The following is a 12536-nucleotide window of genomic DNA, read 5'->3' as shown; positions in this document are numbered from 1 at the left end:
TCAAGGAGCCGAAATGAAGATTCAATCCGTTCGTATCAAAAATTTTCGCACGTTGAAGGATGTGACAATCCCTTTCGATTCTGTTACGACCTTCATAGGACCAAACGGTGCAGGGAAATCTACCGTACTTCGTGCTCTTGATTGGTTCTTCAATGGTAAACCTGGCTCTCTGACAGAGAAAGACTGCTCTTTTGGAGCGATTGACGAAGATATCGAAGTTCAGATCACATTCGCCGATCTCACTGAAAAAGATCGAGGGGCGCTTGGAAAGTATGCACCGGAAGGCGCAGCCACGTTTACAGCTTGGAAGCGTCGCTCACCTGACGGCTCCGATATTCTTTCGGCAAACGCAAAGGGCTTTCCAGATTTCAATGTGATTAAGGCGGCAGGCACCGCTACAGCAAAGAAAGATTTGTACGCCTCGCTTCGGCGTGATCGACCAGACCTAGATCTGCCTGCGGTCACCAGCGGCGCAGCCGTTGAGCAAGCAATGGTGGCATGGGAAGCAGATCACACGGATCAGCTTATCGATGCACCTGAAGCACTGCAAACCAACTTTTTCGGTTTCAACAGTGGCGGCAAGATGAGCGGTCTCTTCGACTTCGTCTTGGTTACCGCCGATCTTCGCGCAAGCGAAGAGTCTCTTGACGGAAAGTCTAGCATCATAGGCAGAATTCTTGAGCGTTCAATTGATCGCACGGCTGCTGATGAAGAAATAGCAAAAATTGTCGAAGAGTCTCGCACCAAACAGCAAAAAGTTTATGAAGAAAAGTTTAAGGAACAACTTGTTTCAATTACTGCGCAGCTCAATTATGTTGTCTCGTCTTATTCGCCGGGTCGTTCCGTTACCGTGTCTCCAGCAGACGTAGAGCTCAAAGCTCCAAAGACAACATTCGAAGTGGCTGTGCTAGATGGTACAACTGAGACCGCTGTAGAACGGCAAGGTCATGGTTTTCAGCGCACGATTTTGATTTCAGCACTCCAGCTTTTGGCGCAGTCCGGTGCGGCCTCAGCAGAAGGGGTCATTTGCTTGGCAATTGAAGAACCAGAACTCTTTCAGCATCCAATCCAAGCACAAGCCTTTGCAAAGGTACTCCGCTCGTTGGCCGAAGATACAGAAAAACGTATTCAAGTAACTTATGCTACGCATAGTCCATACTTTCTTGAACCGCGTCATTTTGATCAAATCAGGCGGCTGACGAGATCGACTGATGAGATTCCGGTCGTTTCTGTTCACTATGCAACTATGACGGACGTGAAGGCCAAGCTGCACGGGATCGTGGATGGCGAGGTGGTCGACCGTCGACTTGACCACAATGTAGCTGACCAGTTGGCTATCGCACTCTTCGCTAACCGAGCCTTTCTTGTGGAAGGTCCAACAGAGTCATCTATTTTTTACGGTCTTGGCGATAGACTCTCTCCCGGTTCGCTTGAAGCGGCAGGGGTATCCATAGTCTTCGTGGGAGGAAAAACTTCAATTCCACTCGCGCACGCAATTTTGGATTCGATAGGCGTTCCTGCATATGCTCTCTTTGATGCAGACACCGGTTGTGTAGCGCGTGCAACAGCTAGTGGGAAAACACAGCAGAAAATTGATAGTGAACGCAATCAGAACGCAAAAGAGAATAGAAAACTACTTCAGTACTTCGGGTTGGATCAAGAGGATTTTCCGGCAGCTAGGGTGGCTGAGAATGTGGCAATTCTAGACGATCACCTTGAGGGATTTTTATCCGAAAAGTGGGAGACCTGGGTTGTCGCCTGTCAAGATTTAGAGATCAATACAGGCATTAGTCTTGCAAAAAATCAACTTGCATACCGCACGGCAACACTCAGGGCAGAAGGTGACGTGCCCGAGATGCTGTTGCAAATCTTGGCCAAGGCGACGGGAGAGTAACTATGCACGAAATCATCTGCCCCCACTGCGGCAAGGCATTCAAGATTGATGAGGCTGGGTATGCGGACATACTGAAGCAAGTACGCGACAGCGATTTTGAAAAGCAGTTGCATGAACGATTGGAGTTGGCCGAAGAGGACAAGCGTAATGCGATTGAGCTTGCTCAGGCCAAGATCACTAGCGAGTTGCAGAAGGCTGCTTCTGCCAAAGACGCAGAACTACAGTACCTGAAGGCCAGACTTGATGCCACCGAGGTTGCACACAAGCTCGCGGTGGCCGAAGCACTGGGCAAGGTGGAAAAAGAGCGTGACGCGCTGGCCAATGATCTAGCTCAAGCGCAACGCGATAAGCAAGCTGAATCTGCCTTGGCAGAAACAAAGTTGACCATTGAATTGCAGAAAGCAACGGCTGCAAGAGATGCAGAAATACAAGATCTGAAAGCGAGACTGGATGCAAACAATGTTGCGCATAGGCTTGCGGTGACTGAGGCCGTGAATGCAGTTGAAAAGGAGCGTGATGAGCTGAAGAATGGCCTGCAGCGCAAAGAGCTTGAGAAGGATCTGGCTGAGAAGTCTCTGAAAGAAAGATACGAAATACAGATCAAGGATCGCGAGCACGAAATCGAGCGACTTAGGGATATGAAGGCCAGACTATCGACGAAGATGGTCGGCGAAACCTTAGAACAGCACTGTGAGACTGAATTCAACCGCATTCGTGCCACGGCTTTTCCGCGAGCCTACTTCGAAAAAGACAACGACGTGAGCAGCGGTAGCAAGGGCGATTATATTTTTCGGGATTTAGATGAGGATGGCACCGAAATCGTCTCAATCATGTTCGAAATGAAGAACGAGAGCGATGAAACCGCCACCAAAAAGAAGAACGAAGATTTCTTAAAGGAGCTGGACAAGGACCGTACAGAGAAAGGCTGTGAATACGCCATTCTGGTTTCCCTGCTAGAACCCGAGAGCGAGTTGTACAACACCGGAATCGTCGATGTATTTCATAGATATCCGAAGATGTACGTCATCCGACCACAGTTCTTCATTCCAATCATCACATTGTTGCGTAACGCGGCGATTAAGTCCCTAGCTTACAAGTCGGAACTAGCAGTGGTCAAGGCCCAGAATATCGACATTACCAATTTTGAAAGCAAGCTGGAGGCATTCAAAACAGGGTTCGAAAGGAACTACGATCTTGCTTCCAGGCAATTCACGAAGGCTATCGAAGAGATCGATAAGTCGATCGATCACCTGCAGAAAACCAAGGATGCTTTGTTGAGCACTGATCGCAATCTACGCTTGGCTAACAATAAGGCGCAGGACGTGACGATCAACAAATTGACGCATGGTAACCCCACTATGAAGGCCAAATTTTCAGAATTGAAGCAATTTGAGAGTGAGGGTGACGAATAAGGCGCCTGCAGCCTGTTGTCATGTCAGGGTCGATAACACCCATTTAAGAAGAGATTGAGTAGTGGACAAGTTAAAAATGCATTCACCCAACCTGACCGAAAACAACATCGCCCGCATTCGCGAGATATTTCCAGGCTGCGTGACCGAGGCACAGGGGGAAGATGGCAGCGTGAAGCTTGCTGTGGATTTTGATCAACTCCGACAGGAGTTGTCCGACGCTATTGTGGAAGGCCCACAAGAACGCTACCACCTCAACTGGCCGGGCAAGCGCGAGGCGTTGCTGATGGCTAATGCGCCGATTGCCAAGACGCTGCGCCCTTGTCGTGAAGAGAGCGTGGACTTCGACACCACGAAGAACCTGTTCATCGAAGGCGATAACCTCGATGCGTTGAAGTTGTTACAGGAGACGTATCTCGGCAAAGTGAAGCTGATCTACCTCGATCCGCCATATAACACCGGGAATGACTTTATCTACGAGGACGACTTTGCAGAAGGTACAGAAGAATTTTTGCGCCGCTCAAATCAAAAGGATGAAGAAGGTAATCGGTTAATCGCCAACACTGCAGCAAATGGACGATTCCATTCCGATTGGCTGAGCATGATTTACCCTCGTCTCAAGTTGGCACGAAATCTTCTAGCCGACGATGGATTGATTTTTATCAGCATAGATTCGCACGAGGTCCACAACCTCAGGAAGCTATGCGACGAAGTTTTTGGAGAAGGAAGTCACAAAAATACGATCGCAGTCCGACGAGGAATCAAGAATGTCCAAGCTCAGTTCGACAATGTAAGTTCTCTCTCTCAAGGACACGAATACGTTTTACTTTATTCAAAAAACTCTGAAGTGCGGTTGCCCAAGCTTTCACTCGCACACGAAGACAAAAAGCCTGGGAAGTGGGACACCTTTTGGCGAGGAACTGACCGACCAACAATGCGCTATGAGTTGCTCGGCGTACATCCTGAATCCGGGCAGTGGCGTTGGGAGAAGTCACGTTCATTGGAGGCTGTCGATAACTACAACAAATATTTGGCGCAAGCCGAGAGTGGCTTGTCGCTTGATGAATATTTTATTGATCACCTCACATCAACAAATATCAAATTGAATTTTGTCAGGAAAAACGACGAAGGTACCATTCAATACTACGTGCCACCAAGTGAGGGGAGGTTGCTAAGTGATAACTGGATGGACATCACTTTGAGTGGAAATGAAACTCAAGAATTTGACACCGAAAAGAGTGTGGCCCTTCTCCAACGAATTGTTGAGTGGGCGTGTGACAAAAATGGCATTGTGCTCGATTTCTTTGCAGGTTCAGGTACAACCGCACATGCTACGATGGCTGTAAACGGGAAAGATGGGGGAGAAAGAAAATTCATTATGGTCCAGCTCCCCGAGCAATGCAGCGAAGATTCCGCAGCTTTCAACGCGGGCTACAAAGCCATATCAGATATAACCAAAAATCGCATTCGTCGTGCTAGTGAAAGCTTTGTGGGCAGAAATAGCCCCGATGTTGGCTTCCGCGTCCTTAAAATCGACACCTCCAATATGGCTGACGTCTACTACGCCCCCGATGCTCTGGACAAAGCCAGCCTCGACCTATTCGTCGACAACATCAAGCCCGACCGCACAGCGGAAGATCTGCTGTTCCAGGTCATGCTGGACTGGGGTGTTGATCTTGCCCTACCCATCGAAAAGCAAAGCATTCAGGGTATGGACGTGTTCTTTGTCGATGACAACGCCCTAACCGCCTGCTTCGATGCCCACGGCGGTATCGACGAAGATTTTGTCAAAGAGCTGGCGAAACATCAGCCACTGCGCGTGGTGTTCTGTGATGCGGGCTTCAAGAGTGATGACGTCAAGATCAACGTTGAGCAGATCTTCAAACTGCTCTCACCGGGTACAGAAGTGAAGAGTATTTGAGAGCGCACATGGATTCATTGGAGCTTAAAACCATACTGGAGCGCTTGATTGCCACCTGGGAGAACGAGGTGGTGGAGTTCAAGCAGGCGGGCAACGACTATGACACGGACAAGATCGGTGAGTATTTCTCTGCCTTGAGTAATGAAGCCAATCTGCGGGGCTCGGAGCGTGGCTGGCTGGTTTTCGGCGTCAATGACAAGACCCGTACGGTTGTGGGAACGAATTACCGTCCCGAGCCGGAGCGTCTGCACGGTCTGAAGACTCAAATTGCCCAAAACACTGAGCCCAGCATCACCTTTCGCAATATTCATGTGCTGAGTGATGAAAAGGGTCGTGTAGTGCTGTTTGAGATTCCGGCAGCGCCGCGCGGCATTCCCATTGCCTGGAAAGGTCATTACTACGCCAGGGCGGGTGAAAGCCGTGCGCCGCTCGGTCTTGACAAACAAGATGAAATACGCCATCAGACTCTGGCCATGGACTGGACGGCACAAATCGTCCCTGGTGCCACGTTGGACGATCTGGATGAGGCGGCTGTATGCAAAGCCCGGGAATCCTTTGCCCAGAAGTACGCCAATCGCATCACGCTTGAAGAAGCCATGAGCTGGCCCCTGACGGCGTTTCTTGACCGTGCTCGTCTGACCCAGGAGGGCCAGGTCACCCGTACCACTTTACTGCTGCTCGGCCAGGCCGAATCGGCCTGGCGGCTTTCACCGCATCCGGCACAATTAACCTGGAGTCTGGAAGGCACTGAACGTGCCTATGAGCACTTTGGCCTGCCCTTTCTACTCAACACGACCCAGCTTTATCAGCGTATCCGCAATATACAACTACGCATCTTGCCGCAGCATGAGCTGTTGCCGGTGGAGGTGCCGAAGTATGACCAGAAGATTGTTCTTGAAGCCTTGCATAATTGCATCGCCCATCAGGATTACAGCCGCAATGGCCGTGTGGTGGTCACGGAGCAGCCGGATCGATTGATCTTTGCGAACGAAGGGGGGTTCTTCGACGGCCAGCCGGATGAGTACGTCGAAGGCACCAAAGTCCCTCGCCGCTACCGCAATCCATTTCTAGCGCAGGCGATGGCCGAGCTGAACATGATCGATACGATGGGCTACGGCATCCGCGATATGTATGTCGGTCAGGCTCGGCGTTATTTCCCAATGCCGGATTACGATCTGAGCGAACCAGGGGCGGTGAAACTGACCTTGTATGGCGGTGTGGTGGACATCGCTTATAGCCGCTTGCTGATTCAGAAGACCAACCTGCCATTGGCGGACGTGCTGGCATTGGATCGAGTGCAAAAGAAGCTGCCTATCCCGGACGAGGCGGCGACTCGTCTGCGCAAGGGAGGGCTGATCGAAGGGCGTAAACCCAACTACTTCGTTTCTGCCGTCATTGCTTCAGCAACAGCTAATAAAGCTGACTATATCCGCACCCGCGCGCAGGACGACGAGTTCTACGCCAAGTTGGTGATGGATTATCTAGAGCAGTTTGGTCAGGCAAGCCGTGCCGAGATCAACACACTGTTGCTGGACAAGTTGAGCGAGGCCCTAGGTGCAGAGCAGAAAGAGAAAAAAATAGGCAACCTGCTGACCAAGTTGCGACGCGCTGGACGGATTACCAACACTGGTAGCCGGGGGCAGCCACTGTGGAGGCTTGCAGAATGAATGTAGTAAGGTTTTTTGATTCATATTCATGTAAATCAATGGCTTACTCCTTTCTGCAGCCTGGGGTTGCAGAAAGGATGCAGAAAGAAAGGCAGGTGTTGCGATGAAACTGAAGTTCAAAACCCAAGCCTACCAAACCGCCGCCATACAAGCGGTGGTCGACTGCTTCAAGGGGCAACCGCCGGCATCCAGCGAAGCCATCAGTTACCGCATCGATCCCGGTCAATCCAAAGCGCAGACAGATAGTCTGTTTTCCGACGCGGGTTTCAAAAACGCCGACCTATTACTGTCAGATTCCACCCTGCTCGACAACATCCAGCAGGTACAACGCCAACAGAACCTGACCGTTTCCGATGCATTGGCCAAGACCAAAATCGCTCGCGTGAATCTGGACGTGGAGATGGAAACCGGTACGGGTAAGACCTACTGCTATATCAAGACCATTTTCGAGCTGAACAAGCTGTACGGCTGGAGCAAGTTCATCATCGTAGTGCCCAGCATCGCCATCCGCGAGGGTGTGGCCAAGTCGTTGCAGATCACCGCTGACCACTTTCTGGAGAGCTACCACAAGAGGGTCCGTTTTTTCATATACAACTCAAAGGAGCTCCACCACCTGGAGAGTTTTTCGTCCGACGCAGGCATCAACGTGATGGTGATTAATGTGCAAGCATTCAACGCCACAGGGAAGGACAACCGCCGCATTTATGATGTGCTGGATGACTTCCAGTCTCGCCGTCCGATTGATGTGATCAGCGCCAACCGGCCGATATTGATTTTGGATGAGCCGCAGAAGATGGAGGGTGCCGCTACCCTAAAGTCCTTGGAGGAATTCAAGGCACTGATGGTGCTGCGCTACTCGGCCACCCACAAGACCACGCACAACAAGATTCACCGCCTCGACGCGCTGGACGCCTACAATCAGAAGCTGGTGAAAAAAATCGCTGTTCGCGGTATTTCAGTGAAAGGGTTGACAGGCACGGCAGGTTATCTGTACCTGCAATCCATCGAGATTTTCAGCAAGAAACCGCCCGAGGCGCGGGTGGAGTTCGAGCAGAAGCTGGCAGGCGGAAGTATCAAACGCGTTGTTCGCAAGCTGGGCAAAGGTGACAACCTGTTCGAGCTGTCTAACGAGCTGGATCAGTACCGCGATGGCTTCGTCGTTGCCGATATCAACGCGAATACAGATACCCTGAGCTTCACCAACGGGGTCGAGCTTAATGTCGGAGATGCAACAGGGGACGTAACAGAGGCCGTGCTGCGCCGCATCCAGATCCGCGAAGCCATAAAGGCGCACTTCGACAAGGAACAGGTGCTATTCCAGCAAGGCGTGAAAGTGCTCACTCTCTTTTTCATCGACGAGGTAGCCAAGTACCGTGACTACGCCTCGGCTGACGAAAAAGGTGAGTACGCCCGTGTTTTCGAGGAAGAATACCTGCTGTATCTTAACGAGGTGCTGGATCAGGATGAGACGCCGTACATCAAGTACCTAAAGGGTATTTCTGCCGACAAGACTCACAGCGGCTATTTTTCCATTGACAAGAAAAGCAAGCGGCTGGCCGACCCAAAGGTTGCAGCGCGCGGCGAGAATGCCGGTTTGTCCGATGATGTAGATGCCTATGATCTGATTCTGAAGGACAAAGAACGTTTGCTTTCATTATCCGAACCCGTGCGCTTCATCTTCTCGCATAGCGCTTTACGCGAAGGCTGGGACAATCCGAACGTGTTCGTGATCTGCGCTCTCAAGCACAGTGACAACACGATTTCCCGTCGTCAGGAGGTGGGACGTGGCTTGCGGCTGTCCGTCAATCAGAGCGGTGACAGGATGGATCACCCTGCCACGGTACACGATGTGAATGTGCTGACTGTGGTAGCCAGCGAGAGCTACAAGGATTTTGTTGCCGCGCTGCAGAAGGACATCAGTGAGTCGCTGTCAGCACGCCCACGTGTGGCAGACGAAACATATTTCACCGGAAAGGTGCTGAAGACGGAAACTGGCGATATCGAAGTCACGCCGCAGCTTGCCAAACAGATCTACAAGTACCTGCTCAAGCACGATTACACCGACAGCGCGGATCACATCACCGAGGCGTACCACGAGGCTAAGAAAGACGGTGAACTGGCTACGCTACCACCCGAGTTGGCACCACATGCCGAACAGGTGTTCAAGCTGATTGACAGTGTCTTCAGCGAGAGCCAGTTGCCAGAAATTGGCGACGACCGCAAGCCCAAAAAGAATCCGCTCAACGCCAACTTTGATAAGCAGGAGTTCAAGGAACTCTGGAATCGGATCAACCGTAAGGCTGCATACAGTGTCGACTTCGACTCCGACGAACTGGTGCGGAAGGCGGTCAAGGAGTTGGATACCAGCCTGCGCGTCACTCCGCTTCAGTACACCATCCAGCGCGGTGAACAGGCAGATACCGTGACCTATGACGGCATCAAGGCGGGTAATGCGTTCGAGTTGAAGGTAACAGAGACGGAAGCCAACCGAGCCTCGATCCATTCGGCGGTCAAGTACGACCTGATCGGCAAGCTTGCAGAAGGCACCCAGCTGACAAGACGCACGGTGACCGACATTCTGAAGGGAATTAACGCCGTCGTATTCGCGCAGTTCAAGACCAATCCGGAGAGCTTCATTGCCGAGGCGATTCGCCTGATCAACGAACAGAAGGCCACGGTCATCATCGAGCACCTGGCCTACGATCCGGTCGAGGACAAGTTCGATCTCGACATCTTTACTGCCGGGCAAAGCAAGCAGGATTTCAGCAACGCGGTCAAGACACCCAAGCACCACATCTACGACTTCGTTCTGCCGGACTCCGGCTCAAAGCCAGAGCGGGATTTTGCTGTGGCGTTGGAGTCCAGTGCTGAAGTCGTCGTGTACGCTAAGTTGCCGCGCGGTTTCTTGATCCCGACACCGGTCGGCGACTACAACCCCGATTGGGCTATCTCCTTCAAGGAAGGCGCGGTGAAACACATCTACTTCGTGGCGGAAACCAAAGGATCGATGTCGTCGATGGATCTGCGCGAAATCGAGAGAACCAAGATCAAATGCGCCCGTAAGTTCTTCGATGAGATGAACCGCCGCTTCGCCTTGGAGAACGTCAAGTACGACGTGGTGGACAGCTTCGGGAAGTTGATGGAAGTGGTGAAGTAAAAATCAAGGCGAGACAATGAGCACTTTCGACAGCACCAAGCGGTTATTGCCCGATATCCTTACTGAAATCGTCAAGGGAAAGATTCAATTGCCGGACTTTCAGCGTGGTTAGGTTTGGGTTGATCAGCACATTCGCAGTTTGCTGGTGAGCATCGCCAGGTCATTTCCGGTTGGGGCGGTTATGCTTCTGGAGACAGGTGACGAGGCTAGGTTCCAGGTACGGCCAGTGGAGGGGGCGCTTTCATCAGGCGCCTCGGATGCGGAGCTTCTGATTCTCGAGAGGCAACAGCGACTCACCACGCTGACGCAAGTCTTGACCACGAAGGACGGGGTGAAGACCCGCACTGAGAAGGGCAAGCCAATTCGAGGCCACTACTACTGGCCCTTTTTTGTAACCTCCGTAACCCCATGAGAACCACTTGAGGTTACGCTGTAGGCCGCATTAAGACTCGCTGTAACCCGAGCAACCCGCATAACTCCGGTAAAAATCACTCAGCTTTGTTTCTACATTTTGGTGCGTGGTTGCCCATCCATTGATGTAGACATATGAGATGCCGCGAAGTTAAACCCGCCAGATCCTGGTGGGCAGGAAACTTGGCCAACTTTATCTGATGGGCAATCGAGCACACACCACGGTCGGCTTTTTCGGTCTGCAGCAGATGCTCGAGCAGCCACCAGCGTCCGCGCAAGACACTGAGTGAGTATGAAAACCCTGGATGAAGCAATCACTTTAGCCGCGTGAATTGTGTAGATTCCGCTAGGCCATTACAAGGACGCACATTTCACCCCGTACGCGATCCAGCAATAACAGGATGTTCAGATTTCGCGCTGAGTGATTAAATCCTGTGGATGAAGATTCCACGGCATCAAGGCCTCATAGTCCTCGACAGTCTGCGCCAATGGCAGACGACGCAGGACGTGGCGCAACCACAGGTAGGGTTCGAACCCGAAGCCCTTGGCCGTCTCGACCAGGGAGTAGATGACTGCACTGGCATGTGCGCCAGCCGGTGTGTCACTGAACAACCAGCCCTTGCGGCCCACCACGAACGGGCGAATGGCATTCTCGACTGGGTTGCCGTCAATGGGCAGATCGCCGCGTTCGGTGTATCGCACCAACCGGCCCCAGAACTTGTCCAGATAAGCCAGCGCTGCACCCAGTTTGGTGCTCGGCGGCACCAGTGGCAGATTTTGATCGACCCACTGTCGAATCTCGTTCAGAATGGGCAGGCTGCGCCGCTGGCGAGCCAGGTATCGGTCTGCATCGCTGGCCTGACGCACGTCTTTCTCTATTTTGTAGAGTCGAGCGATCATGGCCAGCGCCTGGTCGGCCTTGCCGACTTTGCCTTTGTGCACGGCCTGGGCTTCGACAAAGGGGCGACGCGCATGCGCCCAGCACGAGAGATGTTCCACACCAGGTGTTCGGGCCACGGCCGAGTAGCCGCTGTATCCATCGGTCATGAGGTATCCCGTCCACCCCTCGAGCAGTCGCACGGGGACCGTGCCGGAGCGACTTGGATCGTAGTCATAGAGCACCATCTTCTTGCCAGGCGGGCCTGCTACCTGCACCCACATGTAGCTTTGGGCCGTCGGATCTCGGTCAGGCTCCTTGAGCACCTGCACAATCGTCTCGTCCATCACAAGCACTGGGCTGTCGAGCAGCGAATCTCGCAACAGGTTGTGCAGGGGTTGCAGCGCCTGCGAGGTGCCGATCACCCATCGGGCCAGCGTCTGGCGGGTGACACGCGCACCCGAGCGTTCGAGCACGTGACTGAAACGAGCCAGCGGCAGACCATCGACATACTTGACCGTGAGCAACATCGCCAGCAAATCGGGGCTGGCGTTGCTGCGTGGCAGCACCTGCTTGGGCACAGGGGCAATCACCGGATTCTGGCTCTTGTCCGGGCAGCCGTAGCGCTTGCGGATATGGCGCAGCACCCGGATCTGCATGGGCACGATGTCAAGTTGCTCGGAGACTTCCTCGCCGATCTCCACCATCGGTGTGCCGCAAGCACAGAGCCGCTCGCTCTCGGGCACGTCGTGCACGATATCCACGCGAGGCAGATCACTGGGCAGTGGCCCACGTTTACCGCGCGCTTTGGGTGTTCTGGGCGTTTTGGAAGACTCGGAGCTGGCCGGCGCAATCACCGCCTGGTCATCGGCCTCGGTGGTCTCGGGCGCAATGGCATCAGCTTCATCAAACAGACGACCCTGGGCCGGATGCGCTTCGCTGCTGCGGCCAAACATTCGGCGTCGGGCCAGGATGAGGTCTTCGTAGAGCTTTTGCATGCGCTGCTGAAACTCACGCTCGTAGTGTGCCGAGTAATGCGCTTCATAGTGGGCGGCGTACTGCGCACTGAGCTGTTCGTGCAAGGTCTGCGTTAATTGCTCGAGCGCCGAGGCGCTGATCCCGAACTGTTCGGGATCGATCTCAGGCATCTCGATGGGAGGTTTACTTGATGGTGCAGACATGCGTCATTGTAGCATAGTC

General features: G+C 52.9%; 7 protein-coding genes. 6 read left to right on the top strand and 1 reads right to left on the bottom strand.

What is annotated here, in order from left to right:
- Positions 1-13 precede the first annotated feature (13 nt).
- The 6 genes from DBV39_RS09820 to DBV39_RS20435 all read left to right on the top strand — a co-directional run bounded on the left by DBV39_RS09820 (position 14) and on the right by DBV39_RS20435 (position 10460).
- Complete coding sequence (locus DBV39_RS09820; protein WP_108621381.1) at positions 14-1894, top strand: ATP-dependent nuclease; 1881 nt, start codon at positions 14-16, stop codon at positions 1892-1894.
- 2 nt (positions 1895-1896) lie between these two features.
- Positions 1897-3306: a DUF2130 domain-containing protein gene (locus tag DBV39_RS09815; RefSeq protein WP_108621380.1), complete on the top strand. Its 1410-nt coding sequence runs from the start codon at positions 1897-1899 to the stop codon at positions 3304-3306.
- A 61-nt stretch (positions 3307-3367) separates the two neighbouring features.
- Positions 3368-5224: a site-specific DNA-methyltransferase gene (locus DBV39_RS09810; protein WP_227870578.1), complete on the top strand. Its 1857-nt coding sequence runs from the start codon at positions 3368-3370 to the stop codon at positions 5222-5224.
- 68 nt (positions 5225-5292) lie between these two features.
- The gene (locus tag DBV39_RS09805) at positions 5293-6891 is read left to right on the top strand and encodes an RNA-binding domain-containing protein (protein WP_265415989.1); all 1599 of its coding nucleotides are present in this window, start codon (positions 5293-5295) and stop codon (positions 6889-6891) included.
- 103 nt (positions 6892-6994) lie between these two features.
- The gene (locus tag DBV39_RS09800) at positions 6995-10048 is read left to right on the top strand and encodes a type III restriction-modification system endonuclease (protein ID WP_108621377.1); all 3054 of its coding nucleotides are present in this window, start codon (positions 6995-6997) and stop codon (positions 10046-10048) included.
- 145 nt (positions 10049-10193) lie between these two features.
- Positions 10194-10460, top strand: coding sequence for a hypothetical protein (locus tag DBV39_RS20435; RefSeq protein WP_322348707.1), 267 nt, complete (start codon positions 10194-10196; stop codon positions 10458-10460).
- A gap of 404 nt (positions 10461-10864) precedes the next feature.
- Here DBV39_RS20435 and tnpC read toward each other — a convergent pair whose 3' ends face one another.
- Positions 10865-12517, bottom strand: coding sequence for an IS66 family transposase (gene tnpC / locus DBV39_RS09790; protein WP_108621263.1), 1653 nt, complete (start codon positions 12515-12517; stop codon positions 10865-10867).
- Positions 12518-12536 lie beyond the last annotated feature (19 nt).

Source organism: Orrella marina (assembly GCF_003058465.1).
GTDB classification, from domain to species: Bacteria; Pseudomonadota; Gammaproteobacteria; order Burkholderiales; family Burkholderiaceae_B; genus Algicoccus; species Algicoccus marinus.
This window is presented reverse-complemented; position numbering and strand designations above follow the sequence as displayed.